This window comes from Chryseobacterium sp. LJ668 (genome assembly GCF_019613955.1).
Lineage (GTDB): Bacteria > Bacteroidota > Bacteroidia > Flavobacteriales > Weeksellaceae > Chryseobacterium.
Genome location: NZ_CP080443.1, coordinates 2,747,793 through 2,772,907, shown reverse-complemented (window position 1 = coordinate 2,772,907; position 25,115 = coordinate 2,747,793). Strand labels below are relative to the sequence as shown.

The 25,115-nt window shown below is 36.1% G+C and carries 13 protein-coding genes and 1 tRNA gene; 1 reads left to right on the top strand and 13 read right to left on the bottom strand.

What is annotated here, in order from left to right; all coding sequences use genetic code 11:
• Positions 1–7: 7 nt before the first annotated feature.
• The 13 genes from K0U91_RS12960 to K0U91_RS12900 all read right to left on the bottom strand — a co-directional run bounded on the left by K0U91_RS12960 (position 8) and on the right by K0U91_RS12900 (position 23,114).
• On the bottom strand, positions 8–3,055 hold the full coding sequence (locus K0U91_RS12960; RefSeq protein ID WP_219969315.1) for a SusC/RagA family TonB-linked outer membrane protein: 3,048 nt from the start codon (positions 3,053–3,055) through the stop codon (positions 8–10).
• Between the two features lie 357 nt (positions 3,056–3,412).
• Positions 3,413–4,501 carry an L-rhamnose/proton symporter RhaT gene (rhaT, locus tag K0U91_RS12955; protein ID WP_220179951.1) on the bottom strand — a complete coding sequence of 363 codons (1,089 nt, stop codon included), beginning with the start codon at positions 4,499–4,501 and terminating at the stop codon, positions 3,413–3,415.
• Positions 4,502–4,733: 232 nt separating this feature from the next.
• Positions 4,734–5,897 carry a glycoside hydrolase family 88/105 protein gene (locus K0U91_RS12950; protein WP_219969317.1) on the bottom strand — a complete coding sequence of 388 codons (1,164 nt, stop codon included), beginning with the start codon at positions 5,895–5,897 and terminating at the stop codon, positions 4,734–4,736.
• Positions 5,898–5,922: 25 nt separating this feature from the next.
• Complete coding sequence (locus K0U91_RS12945) at positions 5,923–7,815, bottom strand: rhamnogalacturonan lyase (RefSeq protein WP_310796506.1); 1,893 nt, start codon at positions 7,813–7,815, stop codon at positions 5,923–5,925.
• Positions 7,816–8,062: 247 nt separating this feature from the next.
• A complete protein-coding gene (locus K0U91_RS12940) occupies positions 8,063–8,857 on the bottom strand; it encodes a DUF4350 domain-containing protein (protein WP_220179949.1) in 795 nt (264 codons plus the stop codon).
• Positions 8,858–8,941: 84 nt separating this feature from the next.
• On the bottom strand, positions 8,942–11,719 hold the full coding sequence (locus tag K0U91_RS12935) for a glycosyl hydrolase (RefSeq protein ID WP_220179948.1): 2,778 nt from the start codon (positions 11,717–11,719) through the stop codon (positions 8,942–8,944).
• Between the two features lie 212 nt (positions 11,720–11,931).
• Positions 11,932–13,251, bottom strand: coding sequence for a rhamnogalacturonan acetylesterase (locus K0U91_RS12930; RefSeq protein WP_258561880.1), 1,320 nt, complete (start codon positions 13,249–13,251; stop codon positions 11,932–11,934).
• A gap of 5 nt (positions 13,252–13,256) precedes the next feature.
• Complete coding sequence (locus K0U91_RS12925; protein WP_220179946.1) at positions 13,257–16,112, bottom strand: glycoside hydrolase family 2 protein; 2,856 nt, start codon at positions 16,110–16,112, stop codon at positions 13,257–13,259.
• Complete coding sequence (locus K0U91_RS12920; RefSeq protein WP_220179945.1) at positions 16,109–17,488, bottom strand: rhamnogalacturonidase; 1,380 nt, start codon at positions 17,486–17,488, stop codon at positions 16,109–16,111. The genes K0U91_RS12925 and K0U91_RS12920 overlap by 4 nt, the downstream gene beginning before the upstream one ends.
• Positions 17,489–17,714: 226 nt before the next feature.
• Positions 17,715–17,788: transfer RNA gene (locus K0U91_RS12915), tRNA-Arg, on the bottom strand.
• 66 nt (positions 17,789–17,854) lie between these two features.
• Positions 17,855–19,624, bottom strand: coding sequence for a TonB-dependent receptor (locus K0U91_RS12910; protein WP_220179944.1), 1,770 nt, complete (start codon positions 19,622–19,624; stop codon positions 17,855–17,857).
• A gap of 32 nt (positions 19,625–19,656) precedes the next feature.
• The gene (locus K0U91_RS12905; protein WP_220179943.1) at positions 19,657–20,154 is read right to left on the bottom strand and encodes a hypothetical protein; all 498 of its coding nucleotides are present in this window, start codon (positions 20,152–20,154) and stop codon (positions 19,657–19,659) included.
• A complete protein-coding gene (locus K0U91_RS12900) occupies positions 20,151–23,114 on the bottom strand; it encodes a tetratricopeptide repeat protein (protein ID WP_220179942.1) in 2,964 nt (987 codons plus the stop codon). The genes K0U91_RS12905 and K0U91_RS12900 overlap by 4 nt, the downstream gene beginning before the upstream one ends.
• A gap of 249 nt (positions 23,115–23,363) precedes the next feature.
• Here K0U91_RS12900 and K0U91_RS12895 point away from each other — a divergent pair, with 249 nt between their 5' ends.
• Entirely contained in the window at positions 23,364–25,031 is a 1,668-nt protein-coding gene (locus K0U91_RS12895) for an amino acid permease (RefSeq protein ID WP_220179941.1), read from the top strand.
• The last annotated feature ends 84 nt before the right edge of the window (positions 25,032–25,115 follow it).

Here is a 25,115-nt window from a genome sequence, read left to right as displayed (position 1 = left end):
TTAAATATTAGAAAGTTAAATTGATACCAAGAGTGTAACTTCTTGAACGCGGATAAGCAGAACTATCATAGCCTGGTGTTACTGATACACCACTCGCTGCTGTAACTTCCGGGTCGTAGCCAGAATACCCTGTAATTGTAGCTAAGTTATTAACTGTAACATATATACGCGCATTAGCTACTGAAATTTTCTCTAGAAATTCTCTATTCAAACTATACCCAAGAGTTACCTGAGCAATTCGCAGATAAGATCCATCTTCCACATAATATGAAGAAGGATATGTTATATTAGCTGTATTGGTATTGCTTAAACTCCACAGCTTAGATCCCTCATCAGGATTTAGTTCTTTCAATCTTACTAAATTTGTAGTTGCCTGCCCGGTATTAGGATCAATCAAATGATAAAAGTTGTCACCAAATTCTGTAGGGACGTTCTGGTATAAAGCGTACGGACTCAAACTTTGTTTGGTAGCATTATAAATATCACCACCCACACTGAATTTCATAAACATTGCGAAATCAAAACCTTTATAAGAAATACTATTACTAATCCCGCCAATAAAGTCTGGAGTACCGTTTCCTATTTTTACTAATTTTCTTGTAAACTGATCCCCGGCTTCATTATCTGCAGCAAATTTCATATCTCCCGGTTTTGGAGTTCCTGTAGCAGGTTTCACTACGCCAGGTTTTAAAGTAAGAGTACCATTTGGTGCTTGTGTAAAATCATCAGTCGTATAAATGCCTTGATAGACATACCCATACATATCTCCTAACTGTTCGCCCACTGTGGCATAGTAAGTTACCTGGCCGCCTCTGTTACTTCCAACAGTAAATTGTCTAAAAGTTCTTCCATCATCAAGAGCAGTTACTTTAGACTTATTGAAGCCAATATTAGCGTCTGTAGTCCATCTGAAGTTTTCTGATCGAAAATTGATAGTATTCAATGTAAACTCAAATCCTTTATTGGTCATTGTTCCAACATTATCTTGTTTGTTTGAATAACCTGTATGAGCCGGGAGGACGGTTAGCAATAACATCTTGGTCACATCATTTTTATAATATTCTGATGTTAGTTTTATTCTATTATTGAAAAATGCTAAATCTATCCCAAAATTGGTCGCTTTCATGGCTTCCCACTGCAGATTAATATTACCATAAGTTGGGCTGGTTACTAATGCCAGGTTACCTATTGTGTTATTCGAAGGATAGTCTGTAGACACTACATTGGTTCTCCACAAATTACTTGGAATGTCATTATTTCCGGTTTCCCCATATTCAGCTCTTATCTTGAAATCATTAATAATATTATTAATTTTATGATCTTTCCAGAAACCTTCTTGAGACACACGCCAAGCAGCAGCAGCAGAAAGGAAAGTTCCCCATCGGTTTTCCTGATAAAATTTTGAAGATCCGTCACGTCGTATTGTACCTGTTAAAAGATAACGGTCATCATAATTATAGTTTGCACGTCCAAAGTATGAAAGCAGTGTAACGGGTGTTGACGGACTTACACTTTTATCTCTTACAGTAGCATTATCAATTTGATCCAGTCCGTAATTTAGTAGTGATGGGAATTTAATAAGTGTTATACTGTTACCTTCAGATACTCCATATATGGACTCTGTACCGGCAAGGGCGGTAACCTTGTGTTTTTCTGCAAAAGTCTTATTATAAGTCACGGTATTGGTGATCTGATAACTGTAAGATTCTCTGTTTCCAATACTTCCATTGATACCTGTATTTACAGGATCTGTAAGGAAGGCTCTGGAGTTCGCATCCGAAAATGAAGTAGCTTTGCTACTATTCCATGTATACTGTCCGGAAGTTCTGAGTGTAAAGTTTTTAAGAAAATCAATTTCAAAACCAGCATTCGCAACAAACGAACGTGAACGTGCATTACTTGTGGAGGCATTATTTTCTATATAAGGATTTTCTGTGTCGTAAGAAGAATCGAAGGCAGAAAAATCACCAAAGGTCTGTGTATTATATAACTGATCTAATGTAAATTTTGTTCCACCGGTTATAGGTTGTAAAAGAACCTTTTTCATTCCACCATACGAACCTCCTCCATTCACAGATTGGGAAGTAAACATTGACCCAAAATCTACTCTGACACCTTTATACAATTCAGATTTGATATTAGCACGCAATGAATTACGGGTTTCATCATGATTGGCAAGAATACCAAGTTGTTTATTATAATTATAACTGATGAAAGCCTGGGTTTTTTCATTACCCAAAGAAATATTGAAATTTTGGTTTTGGGTGATTCCTGTGCCTCCAAAAACCTTATCCTGCCAATCCAAAGTAGGAGCAGAAGCGTAACGATTGGTAATTCTATTAAAAGCTCCAGTGTAAAAACCCGGAGAATCTGTTCCCAAACTATTATCAAAAACATTGCTCCACTGTGCTGCTTTTCCGCCAAGCTGAGCCAATTCGTATTGGTATTTAACATACTGCTCAGCATTAGAAACCATATTCAGTTTCTTTGAAAGCATGTCAAACGTCATAAAGGAATTATAGTTGATGGTGGTTTTTCCTTTTTTTCCACTCTTCGTTTTAATAACGATAATCCCGTTGGAACCACGTGAGCCGTAGATTGCGATCGCAGAAGCACCTTTCAGAACGTCGATACTTTCGATATCATTTGGGTTGATAATATTTAAAGCGTTGTCTAACTGGAAACCATCTACGATGTAAAGAGGATCTGTACCCTGAGTGATGGAAGCTCCACCACGCACCGTAACGTTAGCCCCAGCTCCCGGAGCACCACCTGCCGTGACAATATTTAGTCCGGCTGCTCTACCCTGTAGTGCCTGTAAAGCATTCATTGCCGGTGTTGCAGCAAGATCTTTAGCAGACACCGAAGATACTGATCCCGTTAAATCTGATTTTTTAACTGTACCGTAACCGATAACGACTACTTCTTCGATATCTTTAGTATCTACTTTTGCAGTATCGCTTACAGTTTGTTGCCCGAACATTAAGCCAGACGCAAGCAAAAATAGCGGTGCGATGAGCGGCTTATAATTCTTGTGTTTAATTATTAATGACATATATTAATTTTTAATTACATTACTTAATTCTGTCACCAAAGTACACCGTTGCGAAAGTTCTGGCATCCTGCAATATCCTGCATTGTAAAATTCTTAATTTATCTTAAATATTTATACATATTTACAGTAATATATGAAACTATTGGTGATTTAATTAAAAAATCTAACATAAAATTTGGATTTTACAACAAAGATCTATATCATAATAGCAACTCTTCTTGTAATTGGCATTACTAAAAAAGACATTATTGAACAAAAAAAAGACACTGAAAAAAATCAGTGTCTTAAAAAATAATTAATTTAAATATAACTAATATGAATCGTAAGTTTTAAAAACACTTTTAAAATTACTTTAGATTATCTTAGAGAATTACCGTAGCCTACAATCAAAATAGATACCAGTAACACAAACATTCCTATGGAAATAGTAGTAATGGTTTTTTTGGAGACACCTTTCCATTCTTTGATGATGACACCCCAGAGATTGGCGATCAAAATGATAAATGCCATGTGTAAAATCCATGAGCTCGCGCCGTTCCCCATTTTGCTTTCTCCCATCCCGTAAAAGAAAAACTGTAAATACCACATTGTTCCGGCAAGCGCACAGAACATTATATTTTTGAAGACCGGTACATTTTTTTTTGTGTAATCTGTGTAAGATTTATTTTTATAAGCCAGATAAAGACAACCGATCAAATTGACCGCCATACCACCCCAAAGGACAACTACATAGGTTACATTGTTCTGAAACAGGAATTCACCCTGGCCAGGATTTGCCAGTTTCCAAGCTTCATTGGCAACATTAGCCATTGGCTTTCCGGCTTCTAAACCAAAATTAAAACAGGCACTCAAAACACCTGATATAATGGAAACAATTAAACCTAAACCAAATTTATATTCAGTCTTTACTGCAACACCGTGCGGGTCTATAGATTCTGTGTGAAGTTCTTTGTCTTTCATCATACCCGCTTTTCCGCTGATAATGATCCCGACAACGCAAATTAAAAGCCCTAATAATACATACTGTCCCCAAGTGCTGGAGAACATCAGACCAATATTATCCTTTCCTGACTGAGGAGAAAATTCATAATAAATAGACGGAACCAGCGAGCCAAAAACCATGCAAAGCCCAAGAATAATGCTGCTTCCCAATGCAACGCCCAAGTAACGAACGCCTAAACCATATGTAAAACCCCCGATTCCCCATAATGCACCAAACAAAAACGTAAGTCCTAAAATGGAAGAACTCTCATTTTGTATAATGTCCCAAAAACCAGGTATGGTAAGAAATGCTGCCAAAGGCGGAACAATAATCCAGGAGAATGCACCACCTATCAACCAATAAGTTTCCCAAGACCAGCCTTTTACCTTCTTATATGGCAAATAAAAACTTCCTGAAGAAAATCCTCCCAAGAAATGAAATAAAACTCCTAATAATGCATTCATAATGATCGTATTGGTTGAATCTGAAAATTAATGATATGGAAGCAACTGAGCATCTTGTAGTGTCATGCTTACAAAACCTCAAAGGTATTGGCTATTTGTAATCAATCAAACTCATTTTAAAATTATCTTTTCTCACCATAATTTTATATGATTAAATATTTCGTTGCAAAAATAGAAAATCAGAACTTCTGCTCTGATTTTCTTTTTGAATGTGTTTTTGTAGATTTAATTATTAATTCAGTTTATAAACTTCGCTTCCTGCAAGCAAAAGGCAACCCAAACCATAATCTTCAAAATCGGGTTCTTTATTTACAGAAAGTGGCTGCCCGTCTTTAGGCTCCTTTCCTGTTCCCTGCACCCAGCCTAAAAAACCATTTGGCTGAACAGAATCTTTTGCAATGGCATTCCAAGCTTTAATGAGAACAGGCAGATAAGTGTCTCTGTCAATCAATCCGTTATTGACACCATATGCCATTCCGTACACAAAAAGAGCAGTTCCGGTCATTTCTTTTCCACCGAAATTCGTAGGATCATGCAAACTTACATTCCAGAAACCATCTTCCCTTTGGATAGGAAGTAATGCTGCTAATAAATCTTTGTAATCCTGCAAATATTCGGGGTAATGAGGATCAGATTTCGGGGTATCTGCTAAAGTTTTAGCCAAAGCAGCCACTACCCAGCCGTTTCCTCTGCTCCAGTAGCAATCTTCTCCATTCGGTTCTTTATAAGGCGGAACGAAGCTTTTGTCTCTCCACCAGATTTTGTCTGCAGGGTTGTATAATCCATTACCACCGTGCTTGTATTTGGTGTAGGCATACATTTCGTAATTTTTATCAAAATATTTCTGCTCACCTGTAATTCTTCCCAATTTTGTAAAAATCGGCATACTCATTTGCAGTGCATCAATCCACCACCAATCATCGACTTTACTGGTAGCAATCATGCTATCCATTGCGGCTTTTACATTTTTAATTCTTTCAGGGTGTTTTTTTCCATCAATTTCATAGAGATCGATGTATGTTTGTCCGCAAGCCTGATGATCTGCATTTCTGGTGTATGTACCGCGCATCAAATCCCATTTGTGGTTTTCTGCCCAAGAAACTGCATAATCGTAGTATTCTTTTTTCGGATCTACTTTATAAAGTGCCATTAATCCTTCATAGTAAACAGCACGTGTCCAGAGATTACTTGGCCATACTTTTTTGCCGACAATATCTTTGCCTGTATCCGGCCATTTATTCATGAAATATTGATTGGCCCGTCTAGAAACTTCCAGTACTTCTTTCTTATTCGGAAGTTCTGTTTTACCAGCAGAGGTTTGTTTTTGTGCTGTGCAAGAATATAAAGCTGCAATGATCAATGCAAAAACACCATTTTTGATGAGTGATCTTTTCATATTTTAAATTTATTATTAATCAATTTTAATTAAGTTTTTTTGTGAAAATATTTGGTTTCGGAATTTCTTTTACCGATTCATCAAGATAATAATCGGTATGCGGAGGCTGATTGTAACCCACATTCTGCCAGACAATGCTCAAACGATACTGCGAATTATGCATCAAAGTATACAATCTGTGTTTTGTCGGAATTGTTGTTGAAAAGATCCTCAATTCCTGATTATCAGCTGTTCTGTACATTATTTCTTCACGCCAATCTCCAAATAAATCGGCAACCAACCCAGGATTTTTCTTTGTTCCGTTATTCGATTCACACTGAAAATTTTTAGCATCAAAAATCAAATTCGATTTTTCATTTTTCCAATCCCATTTCGAGATGTTTGTTCCGTCTAAGATTTCACTTAAAAAATCGCCGTCCCAGTAGATTCCCATATTGGCAGGAGGATTCTGATCACTTATTTTTTTTCCTTTTGTATCGTAAATTCCTTTCAGTCCTGCTCCAGCTGCCCAAGATTCTGCACCATCATATCTGGGATTAATATTTAAAGATAAACCTCTTCCCGGGCCTTGATATTTGCCATTTTTACTGTAAACCAGAGAGGGCAGTTTCCATAAAACTTTTCCGGTTTTTCCATCTCTGAAATGGGCACCGGCATCATCAAATCTTTCCTGAATATCGAAAATTTCAAGTCCGGGATTTGAAGGATCTAAATCACCGACGTGTAAAGCATCGCCGTGACCGTAACCGGTACTGTTCAATACTTTTCCGTCATTATCAATCGTCATTGCTCCGAAAACGATTTCGTCTTTTCCGTCATTGTCCACATCGGCAATGCTCAGGTTATGATTTCCTTGTCCACGGTATTTTTTATTTTCTTCCGAACTTTCGGTATCAAAAAGCCATCTCAAACTTAGCTTTTTATCCTTATAATCCCAAGCTGCAATCGCTGTTCTCGTATAATAACCCCTCGACATAATCACACTTGGTTTTTTACCATCCAAATATGCTACTGCGCCAAGAAAGCGGTCTATTCTGTTACCTTTTGCATCGCCCCATGTTTCTGTCATTTCTTCATCGGTTGGGTTTAAACTTTCTGCAAATCTTGGAACCTGATAATTTACTGTATTAATTTCCACTCCCGTCTGTCCGTCGAAAACAGTCAGGTATTCCGGTCCGGAGAGAATCATTCCGTTCTTATTGACGTAATTTTTTATTGGATCACCAATGAATTTTCCTTTTCCGTCTTTGGTTCCATCGGCAGTTTTCATGACGATTTCCGCTTTGCCGTCCTGGTCTAAATCATACACCAAGAACTGCGTGTAATGTGCCCCTTCACGAATATTTTTACCTAAATTGATTTCCCACAAAAGCTTTCCATCTATTTTATAAGCCTGAATGATGGGCGGGTCGGTTTCTCCTTTCTGACTATTATCTTTCGATCTTCCTGTTTGATGAAGGATGATTTCATATTCTCCGTCTCCATCCAAATCGGCAACTGACGCGTCATTAGGCGTGTAACCTGCAGGAGTTTTTAAAGGAATTGAAAAATATGTTTTTTGATTCGCTACATAGTTTGCAGAATCAATATCAACCAATTTATCCTGAGTATTTGATTTGACGAAATAAGTGTAATTCTTTGCTTTGTTGGCTGTTTTATCTAAAAAATTCGTTTCATTCAAAAGAGGTTTTTCATTCAGTTTTTTGGTTGCATCACCTTCTGTTCGGTACAAATCAAAGTAGGTATTCTGAGCTTCTGTACCGAGCAAACGCCAACTCACGAAAACTCCTGATTCTGCAGGTATGGCAACGATTCCTCTTTTCAGATACTCCATTTGTCTTTGTGCAAAAATTGTTTGTGAAAGAAAAATAGCGGAGCTAATAAATATATATTTGATTTTCATAATTCTACAATTCATAGTTAGTAAAATTTTTATGTTTTGGTAAAGCCTCGTTTGTCAACTTACTTTTGTAAACAAGCTAAGGTTCGTTTTTATTAATGTTTAAATCCTTGACAAAGATTTAACGCTGAATCTTTCACAGCCCGACTTGAACGGAGCTCTTTTTGCAAGCAGGAACGACGAGCACAAAAGCAGGAGTGGAAGGCGGATTAAGCTGTCCAAAATCAAACAGATTCAATCGATTACACAGGTTTAAATCTTTATGTTATTTACTTTGTTTCAACAACCATTTCGCCAATTCTTCTGCTCCCTGATAATTGGTAAAATCTGCAGTCAATTTTTTACCATCTGTATATTCGTTGTAGCACCAAGGGTCGCCCAGTGCGAAAACAGTTCCTTTTCCGAATTTTACGATAGCGGCAATATTTTTACCTTCTGCGGATAAAATAGGTTTTGCGGGTGCTTTTACATTGATCGAACTCACCTCTTTCATGTATAATTTTTGAGCTGAGAAAATTTCATTTCCTGCGGGAACGTTTACTGCACCCTGCTCAAATTCTCTTCCCTGTACCCGGTTATAACTGTCGTCGTTGAAATGAATTCCGAATTCTCCAGCGAGTTTGTTGAAGTGTTCAAATTCTGAATTCCCGTGATCGTTGCTCAACAGAACTAAAACGCCGCCTTTTTTCACCCATTCCACCAAATTTTTAACGGTTGCAGGATCTATTAAATTTGCCTTTCCTTCAGAAGCTTCTTTATCGATATCGGGATCTACGATGATATATATATTTGCGTTTTTCAAATCTTTTTTTGCGGGAGCAGTTTTAAGAGTGCTGATTTTCGCGCCCTGTTTTGTGAAGATTTCGCCTAACAAAGAAAACCCGCTACTGGTGGTGTCTTCCCATGTATAATGCCATGATTTCACTTCTCCGGTTTCTTTGTCAGCTTTTTTTTCGTTGTTGAAAAAGTTATCTAACACGACTTTCTTTTGAGAATAGGAAAAGCCAAATGTCAACAGGCAAGTTCCTAATGCGACTGTTTTTACTATGTTTTGTCTCATATTTTTATTTTATTATTTCACTGAGTCTGTTTTAAAGCAAATTTGGTAAAGATTTTTATATAATAACTTTAACCATCATACAATTTATTTTGAGTAATGTAGAGGAATTATTTGAATTTCGCCATCCAGACCGGAAGGCTGCACTTTCCAATTAGATGCGTCAAACGGTTTGTAGTTAATATTCACAAAATTGATTTCGTGGTAATTTCGCCATTGAATTTTCTTTTTGTCCATATCCCGGATTCTGTTGGCCATTAAGTTGCAGACTTCGATCTGAATGGTATTTTTTCCCTTTTTCAGGTATTTTCCGATGTTGATTTCAAACGGAATGCTCCAGACAATTCCTGCATCCTGACCGTTGATAATCACTTTTGCACTTTCGTAGAGTTTGTCAAATTTCAACAGATAATCGTCTGCATTTTTTTTCTTCAAATTTAAAGTGGTCTTGTACAATCCTGTTCCCGAAAAACTCTGTGTTGAAGCATCTTCCGTGAAGTTTGTCCAGGGTTCAAGTCTTTTTAAAGTTCGGGATTTCGGAAGTTCGGGACCGCCTTCTTTGAAAGTCAGTTCCCAAGGTTGATTTAAGACAATTGGTACACTGGTTTTTTCTGTATAATACCAATTCGGAATTGAGGTATAAATGTCTTCCGTATTTTTTATAATTAAAGATTCTCCCGATTTCAGTTGAATTCGCACTGAATTATTCTGAGTTTCTGCAAGTCCGTAATCTCCATTTTCAGGGTTCATCAGAGTGACTTGTTTTCCTGTAAAATTTAAAGGAATATTTTGATTGATTTCCTTAGAAGTATGATTAACGATATAGTAATATCTTCCGCCTTCAAACTGCCTTCTCACGAATTTCAAACCTGTATCGCTTAGCTTTTCTCTTTCAATTTTTAAATATTCCAAAGCTTTTGCAATATCCGAACTTAGCACAATTTTTCCTTTTCCGACGTTGGCAAATTTCACATTTCCGGCCTTGTTTTGAAACGGAATCTGGTTCCATAAAGATTTTAACTGCGTTCTTCTTTTTTCAACCTCAAAGTTTCCGGGAATATCTTTTGGTTCGTTTTGAAAAATAATTGATGCCCCGTTTTGGGCCAAATCCAAAATGTTTTTTAAAGTCGATTCGGGCAAATAAGTCAGTTCAGGAATAATCAAAACCTGATAATCAGAACCTTCCTTCGACGTCCTAATTTTCTGATTTTCTGATTTCGATTCGACAATCATTTTGTCCGAAATCATATCTAAGGAATACCCCATTTTATTGAGTGTATTCAGATTTTCATACATCGGAGTTGGTTGCAGCCATTTTTCAACGTTATGCACTTTGAAGGTTACATCCTTTCCTTTCGGACTTGCCCATTGATCATAAACCGGCCAGTATATCAGGAGTTCGTTATCCGAATTTCCACTCTGCAAAACAGATTGAGTCCTTTCGATGTATGAATTTAATCCTTTTAAATGCGGCCATAAACTGTTTTCAGGAACAAAGTTCACAGACGCATAAAACAGCCATCCGGGAAACGGAACATCGGCCGGCGTATAAGTTGTTCCGTGGTAAAAAACGTGGTTGATTCCCGATAAAAATACCTGTTCCACTTCAGGTTTTGCCTGCGACCAAGAGGTTTTAAAATGCTCGGTTAGCCAAGTGAAAGTTTCGTTGGACGTTAATTTCTTGCCAGTCACATTCGCGGCAGAAGAAGCAAATTTCAGCATATTGAAATCCGGCATATCTGATTTTTGAATGTCTGCAGTATCTCTTTTCAACCCCGGAATTTCAAAAATAGAACTTCCAAAAGTTTCAGATTCAGGAATGTCAACAGCAGCATATAAATCCAGCAGATTTCCAGGCGAACCATGTGCCTGATTAGTATTTTTGGAGTTTTTGGAATGTGCCCAATTGGTGAAATCTTTGGTGAAATTGTTTAAAATCAATTCATTCAAGGTTTCTCTGTAATCGGATTTTACTCTTCCTGATATTTCATTTTCCTCATTGCTCAAGAGATATTTGATGTATGGACTTAAATCGTAACCTCTTCTTTTTTTAAATTCGTTTAAAAAATCAGGCGTCCAGTCGGCATTGTAAACCTCATAACTGTCATTGAAAAAAGAGCGGATCCCGTAGTTGGAATTTCCAAACGCTCTGTCGAAAGTTTCCAGATAATCTTTTGTAGCACTGGGCGAAAAATGGTCTAATGTATACCCTTCGCCACCAGGAGCGGCACGTTTTACTTTTTGTAAAGTATTTCCAACGAAAACGGCGTAGATTGTCCACTTGCCTGAAGATGGCTTCCAGTGTAAAGTTCCGTCAGCATTGATTTTGTCGGTAAAAACAACCGCTTCATTTTTTTCATTGTAAGCGGTTACAATATCTAATTTTACTGATTTTAAATTCTTCTGTTTTTCATCTTTGAGAACAATTTTTTCTAAGAATTTTTCATTCGGTTGAATTTCGTAAGTCTGAACAATCATCTTGGTCGCCGCATCATTTTCGTCGACTTGTGGTCCGCCAATCGGCCAACCTGTCCCAACTGCCATATCGACACCCATATTTAAGCTCTTAGCTTTGCTGGTCGTGAACTGAAGCATTTTCATCCATTCCGGAGAAAGATAATTGAGGTATTCTTTTTCGAAACCTTTTGCTCCGTATATCGGCACGATTTCCACACCTCCGAAACCGGCTTTATTTAGAGTGGTCAATTGTTTATCTACACCTTTTTCGTCGACCGCATTTCCCATCCACCACCAGCGTGTCCATGGTTTTGTGGTCTCGGTTGTCTTTGGCCACGGGTTTTGTGCGGAGATATTTCCGAAGGCAAAAAACATGAGAGTTAGACTGACTATATTTTTAATTTTCATTATTTTAGATTTAATGAGAACCTGACTCAACCTTTACAATTTAACTACAAAAGTCACAAAAGCTTTTGGACACATAAGTTATTTTTAAGTGAGTGTTTCGGTTTTTTAGAAGAACACATTAGTTTTTGAAAATCTCTGATTTTCTTCTTGCGTAAATCTTTTTATTAATCATTTTAAGCTTTAAAACTCAAGTGTTCTAAAGCGTTTAAAATTCAATTTCCATCAGGCTTTAGAGATTCCATAAAGATAGATTCAGGCCAGTGGAGGTCCTCAACTTTGTCTGGTTTATTTGGGTTAAAACTTTTATAATTTTTTGAAATATACTTCTTTAAAGGTAAATTTTGGTCTACTATAGATTTCACGACACATTTCGCCAATTCGTAAGCGCCATACGTGTTAAAATGCGTATCATCTGCCAAAGCAGTTGGTTGATTGGGATAAGAGTTTGCGCGATAATGCACGAATGCTTTCTTAGCGTCTTCAGGTCCCATCGCTTCGAACAGGGTTTTGCTTAATGCATTCAAATCAATTAATTCGACTTTTTCTTCTTTTGCAATTTCGCGCATTGCATCAGGAAAATCGTCTAATGTATTGATGATTTTATTATTTTCATCAAAAACTTTGCGGTTCATTGAGGTCACCAAAACCGGAATTACTCCCAATTGTTTCGCTTTCAAAATCCATTCTTTTAGTCTTTTCCTATAGCCGGATTTGGTGCTGTTTCCAGCTTTCTGATCATTGTGCCCAAATTGAATGAAAAGATAATCTCCCGGTTGTATTTTATTCCAGATTTTATTGATTCTGCGACGGTCTTCAAAGGCTTTCAGAGTTTCTCCGCTTTCGGCGTAGTTGGCAATCACGACTTCATTTGGAACGAAAAAATACGGTAACATTTGTCCCCACGATGCCCAAGGTTCGTATTGTGCATCCACAACCGTCGAATCTCCCGTCAGATAAATGGTTTTTGCTTTTTTGTTAGGCAGAATGACGACCGAGCACACTTTTGGAGATTTATCATTGAATTCCATCGTCAGTAAATTATCCCAATGCAGGTATTTTCTTTCTCGAGGTTTTAATTTTACAATTCCAATTTGAGTTCCTTCCTGATTTCGGATAATGCTGTCTTTGACGTGAACAGTGATCTGTCTTTCTACAATTTCGCCTTTTTTTGTCTTCACATCATTCAACATTAGACGGCGGTTTTCTACACGAACAGTCGTTTCAGAGATTCCTTTTGTATCGCCTAAATTTAATATGATATTATAATTTCCTTCAGGAATTGCTACCGAAAAATAAAAAGGTTTGTCACTGGTAATAAAATCTCCTGTCAATGCATTTCCGCCGTTGTCAATGGATTTCAAACCGGAAATATCCATAAAACCGTAACCTATTTTCGTATTAAATTTCGTAGTTGAAGTAATTGGAATAAATCCTTTTTCAGTTCTGTCTGTACCAAAATCAAATTTGAAAGCCGTCTGTTGCGCAAACAAAAACGAACCTAAGAAAAGTGTCAAAAATTTTATCCAGTTCATCATCATTAATCTGTTAAAATATTTTCTTTCGGCATTGTAAACTGCTTATTTTCATCACCCAAATCGGGCAAACCAAAGTAGAAATATAATGTTCTTTTGAATGTTCCGTTCAAATGATTCGGTTCACTTTCTGGGCCTAATGTCGCAGTATCATTATTAATGTTAAACGCCAAAACTGTTCCCAAGGACGGAATCGCATCAAGGAAAGAAATATTTCCTGTTGGCAATTTTGGATAACCTTCAGCACCATAAATTCCGTAAAAATCAAAAAGTCTGACGAACATTTTTTCTTCTCTCGTTCCAACCGTGATTTTTCCTTCTACTGTATTGAGTTGCAACCAAGAAATATCGTCGAAATATCCTTTAAATTCGGGATAAACCCAAGGTGAAAATCCTGTTCGGGTTGAGTTTTTTAGATTTTGCCAAACGTTGTAAGTCTGTCCCTGCGTTCTGTTTTTCCAAACGTGATATGGGCCTTTACCCAGCCATTTTGCGCTGATCACATAATTCTCAGGATAGTCAAAACTTACTCCCGCAAACGAATAATCTCCGGAAAGCGAATATTCATAATTTAATTCTAAAATTCCATTATGATTCAGTTTCCAAACTATTACTTTGCCATCTTTAAAACGAGCTTCTATTTCCGCATTTCCTTCTTCTAAAAAAGCTTTGAAGGATAATAATTCCGAATTTCCGTTCACAAAAACAGGTCCGTTTCGGAAGGTCATTTTTTTACCTTTTTTATCTAAAATAACTGATTTTAATAATCCATCTTTTTTACCAAAGGAAAATTCTTTATCGTCTGATTTTAAAATAAACAACGAATCATTTTCGATCATTGAAACCGGAAATTCTTTGATTAAAGATTTAGAAAATTGTTTTGAAATTTCATCATTAGACTTCAATTTCCAGGTCCACGTGTAGATTTCTTTACCAAATTTGTCTTTTGCAACTAGTAATAAACCCTCACTTTCTTTCCAATTTATAGGAAGATTGAGATTGACATTTCCTTTTTCTGTCGGTTTTATATTCGGAGATTCTGCTTTTCCCTTTTGAATCACATCAAATCCAGATTCTGACGAAAATGGTGTTTTAAATTTAACCAGTTTCCATTCAAACTGACATTCATTTAGATTGGTAAAATGATAACGGTTTTCAACAGGAATTGTTCCATTAAAATCATTTGGCAACGTTTTAAAATCAATTTTTACCGGACTGTAAATTTCACGGATGGCGTAAAAACTTCCCTCTTTTTCACGATGCGGACCTACAACTCCATCTGGAGCATTGATGGCGTTCACATCGAGTTGATTATTAAAATCGGTTCTTACCAAACCTTCGTCCGCAAACGCCCAGAGAAATCCGCCTGCGCCTTTTTTGGAATTCCAGTGAAGTTCCCAATAATCGGCCAAAGAAGTTCCGCCACCTCCGTCATCCTGCGCGTGCAGAAACTCGGTCGGCATATAAATATTTTCTCCTTCGAGAATTTTTTTAGTGCTGTAATAATCCTCGTAATGATTGCAGTCGATGCCGTTGAAAGCATTTCCAGGCTTATGATGAGCGTGAATTACGGGACGATTCGAAAGATCATATTTTGCAAATTCTCTATCTAAGTCAAAATTATGTCCGCCTTCATTTCCATTGCTCCAAAAAATGATTGACGGATGATTGGCATCTCTCGTAACCATTTCTCTGACGAGTTTTTTACCAACTTCAGTGCTGTATTTTTTTTGCCAGCCTGCCAATTCATCCAAAACATATAAACCTAACGAATCGCAAATCTGAAGAAAAGATTTATTGGGTGGGTAATGCGAACAGCGAACGGCATTCATATTCATTTCTTTGATGAGCTGAACGTCCATTAAATCGATGTTTTTATTAACAGCTCTTCCCGTTTCAGGCCACCAAACGTGACGGTTGATGCCTTTCATTTTGATTTTGGTTCCGTTGACGTAAATTCCGTCGCCTTTTCGAATTTCAATCGTTCGGAAACCAAATTTTTCTTCACTTTGGAAGATATTTTTCCTGTTTTTGTTTAAACTGAATTTGGCTTTGTATAAATTAGGGGTTTCAGCTGTCCAGAGTTTTGGATTTTTAACGGAAAATTGAATCTGTTTTAAAGTATCTCCTTTTTGAATTGAAATCTGAGAATCTCCAACTAAATTATTTTCAACATCAAAAATTTCTACTTTTAAATTATTGACATTTTGGATTCCTTTTAAATGAATATTTGAGCGGAAAGTTCCATCTGCTTTTGCATCAATTGCTGTCGATGAGATATTTTCACTTGGAATAGCTTCGAGATAAACAGGACGAAAAATTCCACCTAAAATCCAGTAATCGGCAAGACGTTCTGCATTGTTGACAGATTTGTCGGCGGACATTTTTGAAACTTTAACTTCAAGAATATTTTCTTTTCCGAAATTTAAGTTGTCTGAAATGTCATATTTAAACTCATAAAAAGCACCTTGATGAATTGCTCCGGCAAGCTTTCCATTAATTTTCACTTCGGTATCGGTCATTGATCCTTCAAAAACGATGTTGACTGATTTTCCTTTCCATGAATTTGGAACTAGAAACTTGTGTTTGTATAAACCTACTTCATCATTAAATTTAAAATTTTTACCGTACGTCACATAATCTCTTCCATAATTGTACGAGCCAAATCCCTGCTGTTCCCACTGAGAAGGAACCTGAATTTTGCTCCAACTTCCGGATTTCCGACCTCCACTTATCCAAAAATCCCATTCTTTTGTATGCTCAGAATCTGTCCCGCTCAGGAATTGGATTTGCTTACTTTGAGCATGCAGAAAGTTGGAGCAAAAGCATAAAAGAAAGAATATTTTTGTAAAGCAACTCATTTTGCGGCAATGTCGGAATCGTCTTTTTTATCATATGACTGAGCTAAAGAAGCAACTTGAATTATAGAGACTTTGTCCTTCTTCAGACTTTTGATCACCTCTAAATTTTCTTCTTTAGGCTTTATTGCTTTTATTTTCAGGTTTTCAAAAGTAAAATCTTTCAGCTCGTATAAGTCTGATTTTTCAATATCAAAACCGGTTTCACAACTGATATCGATATTTTTTAAAACAATATTATTTGCCAATCTCTTTTTCGGCGCTTCTTCTCCTTTCAAATCAAAAAACTGGCTCCAGCCTTTTACATATAAGAAAGTTTTTACGTTTCCTTTGATATTTTCAACAGTGATGTATTCATAATGTTGCGGCGTATCAGGACGCATTTTCAAGTGCAATAATCTTGAAGCACCATTCACGGTTGAATTTCTGAAAATGATATTGTAATTGTGAATCGATTCGCTTCCGCAAGTCAATGCAGAATGGCAGAATCCGAAAGTATTATCTTCAATGATGATATTTCTGTTTTCACCATTATTTGGATCTTTGTCGGCTTTCGGGCCTTTTCCGCCTTTTAAAGCGATGGCATCATCATTTACTGAAAGATAACAATTTTTAACCAAGAAATTTGTACAAGCATCGATGTCGATTGCATCCGTACTTGGTGCTTTTACAGGTTTTTTCGGAGCTAAGATTGTCAAATTTAATAATTTTACAAAATCACTTTTGTAGTAATGAGTGCTCCAGAATGGTGAATTTTTAATCGTTATTCCTTCAATCTGAATATTTTTAGAATTGGAAACATAGAGAATTCTAGGCCTCATTTCATCCATATTGGTACATTTGGGATTCCATTCGCGTCTTTTCCAGAATGATTTCCAGAAACGAAGTCCGTTTCCATCAAGTGTTCCCTTTCCTGAAATCGTGAAACCGTCTAATCCATCTGCGTTAATCAAAGCCGGAAAATATTTAACAGTTTGACCTTCCATCCTTGTAGTCACCACCGGAAAGTCATTGATATTGTCGCTTCCTTTTAGTTTCGCCCCATTTTCTAAATGCAAATGTGTTCCTTGTTTGAAGAAAACAGAACTGATGAGAAATGTCCCTTTTGGAACCACAACAACTCCACCTCCATTTTTAGCTGCCAAATCGATGATTGCCTGAAGTTCTTTGGTCTGGAGAATTGTACTGTCGTTCTTCATTCCATTAGCAGTAAGGATGTATTTTTTACCTAATTTGCTAATGTCGGTCGGTTTATTTTCTTTAAACCATTTTGGAATTTTTGTACCGTCGGGGAATAGATCCTGGCTTTTCACACTTGCCGAAAATATGAAAAGTGCGAACAGGGATAATATAAAGTTTGAGGTATTTTGAAATTTCATAATTATTTTATTGAAAAACTTAACTAAGCCTTTATGGAACTTGTTTCATTTTCATAAAAATAGACATTCTGATGATTTACAGCATCCTGCTCTTTCATGTTGATAGAGTTGATGATAAAGTTGAATGACTGCAAAAGCTATTGGTAACTAAATAAGTACAAAATCCGACGTAAAAAAATAATAAACCAATGAAAATTTCATTGGTTTATAAAATGAATAATTTGTGTGACCGCGAAGGGATTCGAACCCCCAACCCTCAGAGCCGAAATCTGATATTCTATCCAGTTGAACTACGCAGCCATTTTTTTTTTGAGTGTCTGAGAGTGGTAGAATTATAGGCAAATTGAACTCTATCACTCTCCAGCTCTAAAACGTGATCTTCACACCTCCTAAAACTTGTGCACCAAGAACTTTATAGCCTTTGTACGTTTGATATTTTGAGCTCAGAAGATTATTTCCGAGTGCGAAAATACTGAAATTTTTATGAATTTTATACTCTGCAGACAAATTTAAATCTGCGTAACCGCCAACTTTATCATTGGTATCTTCTGTTGACTGGAAAATCAATGACGGGTTTCCCACTCCTTCCAACATGTAAGAGTTTGTCGTTCTGTCTGTTGCGAAGATTCCTTTGAAACCTAAAGATAGCTTTTTCTCAAACATAGTATATTTTGCACCAATGCTTCCTGTGACCAAAGGAACATTATAAATATTTTCATAATTCTTTAAATCATACTTTAAAAATCTTACATCAGCATCAACAATCAGGTTTTCCAACGGGAAATACTGTAAACTACCTTTGATATCGCTTACATTTCCGTCATCATAAACGGCAGAAAATGTGTTTGCAAAATCATAACCCGGTCGGTCTAAAGTATAGGTATTGTCGAATAAATTATTCCCCTGAAAAAACATGATGTTTCTCATTTTTCCAAATCCTGCAGAGACATCATATTTAAAAGTTTCGTCAATATCACCCCTTAAACCTGCATAAAAATGATACTGTGTTTCCGTAGGTCTTAACATCTGGTCTGAAACCAAGAACGGATTTTCCTGCAGCAATTCGCTATAGGTATTCAGTTTTAAACCACCGTCTACTCCACCATAGAATTTAAATTCCTTAGCTGCTGCCACCTGAAATTCAGCCTGTGGAAACCAGTAGGTTTTATTATTTTTTAACTCATCAGCTAATATTAAATTTGAATATCTCGCATTTAAAAAAGAAAATGAAGAACCCAACATCAAATAAGATTCACCTTTTGCAAACGTTACTTTCGGTGCAATATTCCCATTAAAAAATGTTGAAGAATTTTCATTTAGTAAAGCAAAATCTGTTTTTACAGTTTCCAAACCTAAACCTAAATCTGCATTCAAAACGATTCCGTTATCAGATAGCTTTACAGCATGTTTAGAAAGATTCGCCAAAATAGAAGCCTGATTTTCTTTTGCATCAAAATGGTCACTTAAAAATGAAGATTTTACTCTTACATCATTTAAAATTTCATTTGAATAAAAATCATAATATCCATTTACTTTAAATTGATTCACTTTCTGCTTCAAATCTACATCTGCAGAAGGCGTCAGTGCATAAATACCGTAATAGTTGTACTTATCTAAACCGTATTCTGCATTCAGATTGATTTTTCCTTTTTCGCCATAAGCATTGAGGAAAGCTCCTAAAGTTGCCGAACTTTGATCAGAATCCCAAGCATACACTTTTTTCAAACCGTTGGTGGAAAGCACATGAACGTCTGCTCCTACTTCAATTTTGTTCTCAAGTGTTTTAGAAATATTGGCATCTGCTAAAATCTTTCCATAATTCCCCATTCCAAATTGGAAATAGTTGTTCTGAGCCGTTGCATCAAATTTTGGCGCAACATCTTCACTCTGAATGGTTGAAGTTTTAAAATCTGAAACCGCAGGAACGTCTGTAATTGTATATTTTACAGGATTTGCAGATTTTTCTTCCGGCGGATAGTTTTTCACTGTTTCCACTGAAGTTTTTTTCTTCTCAATTTTCTTGACTTCGGGTTCTCTTTTCTTATTCAGAATCAGTTTTTCCTCTTTGATCTGAGAAAACGCCACCGACGAAATTCCTAGAAATAATATAGATAATATTTGAATTTTCTTGTTCATACTCTTAATTTTAATCACAAAGGATTTTAAATCTATTGAATATTATTGTTTATTTTTTTAATTAGTCCTCCTCCTAAAAAATCTCGGAAGATTCCACTACTTTCATCTCTTTTATATAAGTAATCATAAAATGTTCCTTCAGATTTTTTACCATTACTAAAATAATAAGCTATAAAATGATTAGGGTTAAATCTAAAATCATTTATTATAATATAGGATGTATAAAAATTAACTCCCACTCGGTTTAAGGGACCATAAAAATTTCCGTCCCAATCTCCTCCAAATAATCTGATAAGAGATTCACCAATATATGAAGTTAAAAAATCTTCTAAAATTTCCCGATCACTGTCTACGGATTTTGAGTATTTCTCTAAAATTTTATCAATTTCTATTTCTAAACTTTCTATTGAAAAATTGAGAACAAATCCTTTCCTTTCCATTATCGTTGCAAAATATTCTGCACAAATTCTTGGATTCATGGGTTCGGAAGTTGAATATTCAAAAGAAATATCCTCTTCTAAAAAAATCATTTCTTAATCATTTTTTTAACTTCCTTCGCTTCTGCTACAATTTCAGGGAAATCTGCATAGTTTGAAATGATCTGATCGCAAGTATAACTCGCCTGATAATTATCTTTCAACCCAATATAATTTTTCGCCATCAAAACCAATGCTTTCGCTCCCCAATAATCTTCTGAAGCGTAATTGTTCGCTAATTTAAAGATGGTTTCGTTGGAAGATTTAAAAGCTTTTCCCTTGTTCTGATAAAATGCTTTTGCGTAAAGAGCTTCTGCCGCAACTTCAGTGTTTGAAGATTTTTCGAGCGAAGTATAAGCGGTTTGAGCATATTTATCTTTCCCTGAATTCATCAGACTTCTCGCCTTAATTACTTTTGCTGTTTCAATAACTGCTGCTGAGTTTTTGTTGTTGGCAATTACAGCATCGGCTAATTTTTCAGCTTCTGAGAAATTCTTTTCTTCCGCATACATTTTCATCAATTCTACATTGGCGTAGTTTCTTATATTGATGTCTGAAGAATTTCTGATGTTTTCGAGATATTTTTTAGCCTCCGCAGAATTTCCCTGAGCAATGTAAATCTGGGCAACACGAGTCTGCGCATCATCCTGATAATCATTCTGAACATTTGCAATTTCTTCTAAAACCAATAAAGCTTTAGTAGGATTATTCGTCTGATAATAACTTTCACCCAATTCATATTTAGCCTGATAAAGACCTTCTCCGGTCGGGTTCTGTGTCAGATATTTCTCATAATAAGCGATTGCATTTTTATAATCTTTCTTCGAGAAATATTGTTTTCCGGTAGACAAATTAATTTCATCAATTTCAGATGCATCAATATTGACCCCTAGATTTCTTGCAAAGTCAGCGTAACCTGAAACATCACCATTTTTTATAAAAATCGGTCTTGCAGCCTGAACGATTTTCTGAGCGTAAGCCGAATTTTTATATTGTTCACCTAAAGATTTTAATTCTGACAAGGCTTTATCATTTTGATCTTGATCAATGAAATTCTGTGCTTTGTAAATTGATGCATTCGCAACCAGGTCTTTATCTGAAGAAGATTTAATAACCTTTTCAAAGAAATCGTTTGAATTAGCAAAATCATTCTGAGCCGCGTACGCAACACCTATTTCATACTGCGCATCGTCAATATACTCAGATGAAGGATACTTAGAAATCAATGATTTTAAATTGGTGATTTTTGCTGCGTTCTCATCCTTAAATCCTAAAGCCAATGCTTTTTGGTACAAAGTATAATCGGTAACATCTTCGTTTTTATCGTAGATTGCAATTGCCTCGTTGAGATTGTTATTTGCATAATAAATATCAGCTAAACGAAGTTCTGCATCATTTTTAAATTCAGGTTTTGGATTTTTTAGATATTGTGTAAAATACTGTTCAGCCTGATCGAATTTTTTAGATTTAAAATAAGCATAACCTATGTCGTAAGGCAACTGCTGCTTTTCAGGGAAAGTTTCATTCGTCAATTTCTCGTAACGGGCAATCGCAGAAGGATAATTTCCTTTTTGGTAATAAACCTGACCCAACCAATACAAAGCTCTGCTGTGGAATTCTTTATTTAAATCAAATTCTAAACTTCTTAAAAAGTATTTCTCAGCTTCATCAAAATTCCCTTTGTTAAATTCTTCCGTTCCTAATAAATAAGAAACTTCCTGATCTACTTTATCGGTTTCAGGAGTTGAATTCGTTAATTTATCAATCGCGTTTAATGTCTCTTTAAAGTTTCCTGAATACAGATAAGATTTCACCAAAAGCGATCTCATTTCTACATTTTTAGGTCCACTTGGGTTTGCTGTAATGTAATTTTGAATTACCGTTGTTGGACTTTCAAACGGGTTTCCGATGTCGTAGCCCAATTTTGCGTACTGTTCGTGAGCTAACTGTTTTACACTCGCATCGTAATCCATCTGATAAGACGAACGGAATGCTGATAACGCTTCCTGCTTTTTATCAACCGCTAAATACGCATTTCCTAACTGATAATACGCATTCTGAGCCAGCGCCGAATTGCTGTTGATTAACTGGTTGTAATAAGAAACCGCTTCATCATATTTTTTAAGCTGGGCCGCCACAAATCCCATTTCATACAGATCGTTTTCTGACGGGTTTTGCTGAACGCTCAAATAATCTTTCAAATGTGGATAAGCCGATTCATAATCATTTTTCATGAAGTAAGACTCACCAATGATCTTATGAACTTCCGCCTTGTAAGACGCAGAAATATCTTCGTTCAATAAAGCATTTCCTTCTGAAATTGCCTTATCGTAATCTTTATCATTGTAATGCATCTGTACATAATATGGACGCACCAACTTTGAAAATTTAGGCTGGTCTTTTACAGAATCAAAATACTGAAACGCCTGATCATTCTGCTTGTTTGAATAATATAAATGACCCAACATGTAGGCAATATCGCTTTTCTGAGATTCATCAGCAGTTTTGTGAGCTTCTTCCAGCGCATCAATTGCACCTTTAGAATCTCCCATCATAAATTTAGCGTAGCCCAATTTCAGAATATATTGTGTATTTTCTTCTTTGGTCAGTTGATATTGATTGACTTTCTTTAAAGTCTCCAAAGCTTCCTTAAAATCTTTTTTAGCTAAATAATAATCCGCCAAAGGTAAATTTGCCTGAGCAAAATATGCAGAGTTCGGATATTGTTTCATAAAGGCTGTTAACCCTTCTTCTGCATGATTTTTCTGAAGAATAACGCCTATCACATTATCAAAAAACTGTGCGGCTTCTTTCTTTGACTGCTCCAAATTCTGATTGTAGAAATACTGACGGGCATATTCGTATTGAGAAGCGTTGTATATTTTGGTCTGATAAAGATTCTGAGCAAGATTAAACCTGTAGTTTTCCTTTTGGATAAAGTACTGTGACTGTTGCGCTTCGGATAACCCAAAATAGAAAACAGCAGCCGCTAAAAGTATTTTTTTTGATTTCATTAATGATCAAATTTTAAAATTGGAAGCCTTTAAATTGTGACTTAGATTTTAAATTCATGATAAGAGTTATCAACAAATTATCAACGAAAATATTGAAAAGATATTGTATAAGCAAGGGTTTTAACATATTGTTAATATGTGGATTAATTTTTAATACTTGTTAACTTTTTAAGAAGAAATATTAAGAAAATATTAATTATTTAACAGAAATAATTACATTTGTTTTTTTCAACATATATATCAACATTAATGAATCAACTTTTCAGAAGGAAATCAACAAATGCGACAATTAATCAAGGTGGAGATGGCGAGCATTCCGGACTAAATAAGGTTCTTACAGTAAAAGATTTAACTTTTTTTGGAATCGCTGCAATTATTGGTGGCGGAACTTTCAGTGCCATAGGAAATGCATGTTTTTCAGGAGGTCCCGGTGTTGTTATTTTGTATATCATCTGTGCTATTGCCTGCGGATTTACTGCCATGTGTTATGCTGAATTTGCATCCAGGGTCCCTGTTTCCGGAAGTGCATACACGTACGCCTATGTTTCTTTTGGGGAAATTTTTGCATGGATTATCGGTTGGGCTTTAATTATGGAATATTCTATCGGAAATATTTACATTGCTTTCTCCTGGAGCGGTTATTTTACCAATCTTTTGGAAACTTTTCATATTCATTTGCCGGAGTGGCTGACGATTAATTATCAATCTGCAAAGGAAGCATTTGCTACCAGTAAGGGTGATGAAGGTCTAGCTGCATGGAGAAACGCACCCGTTTTCGGAGGTTTAAAAATAATTTTTGATCTGCCCGCTGTTATCATTAATGTGATGATAACTTATTTGGTCTACAGAGGCGCAAAAGAATCAAGAAACTTCAGCAACATCATGGTATATATTAAATTGGCAATTATTGTACTGGTGATTATAGTCGGCGCTTTTTATGTCGATATTGACAACTGGACCCCATTTATGCCAAACGGTTTTGGCGGCGTAATGGGTGGAGTTTCAGCGGTATTTTTTGCCTATATTGGCTTTGATGCAGTTTCAACTTTGGCAGAAGAATCAAAAAATCCACAACGAGATCTGCCAAAAGGAATGATCTATTCTTTGGTGATCTGTACCGTTGTTTATATCATTTTAGCATTGGTTTTAACCGGAATGGTTTCTTACCAATTGCTTGGTGTAAGTGATCCTTTGGCAGAAATTTTTGCCTTAAAAGGCGTAAAGTGGATGTTGTTTATTGTATCAATTGCTGCAGTTGTTGCAATGACGAGCGTGATGCTTGTTTTCCAACTTGGGCAACCGAGAATCTGGATGACAATGTCTCGTGACGGCTTGATGCCAAATAAATTTTCAGAGATTCATCCGAAATATAAAACACCAGGATTTGCAACGATTATTACGGGGTTGGTTGTAGGACTTCCAATATTTTTCACCAACGAGAATATGGTGTTGGATTTCACGAGCATAGGAACTTTGTTTGCTTTTGTATTGGTTTGCGGCGGCGTTTTGATGCTTTCCCCACAGAGCGAGGCAGAACTTAAAGAGCGTGCTACAAAAGGTAAATTCAGAATTCCGTATGTGAATTCAAAGTTTATTTTTCCGATTTTTGTCATTGTGTCAGCGGGTTTAATTCAATATTTATTCCCAACATTTTTTGCAGATACCTTTAAATTTTCAGAAGATCATTTCGCAACCAATATTTCGATGGTGGTATTTTTTATTCTGTGCATTGTAATGTCGGCGCTGGCTTTTATAAAAAATTTATCATTAATTCCTTTATTAGGACTAGTTTCATGCTGTTATCTTCTGACGGGAATGGCGGTTTCAAACTGGAAATGGTTTGGGGTCTGGCTGATTATCGGACTGGTATTTTACTTCTGTTATGGTTATAGAAACAGCAAGTTGAGAAAAGCTTAATTCATTTAAAACTAAAAACAACAAAAGGCAATGTTGTATTCGTTACAGCATTGCCTTTTTTCTTTTATTATTCTACTAAATTGG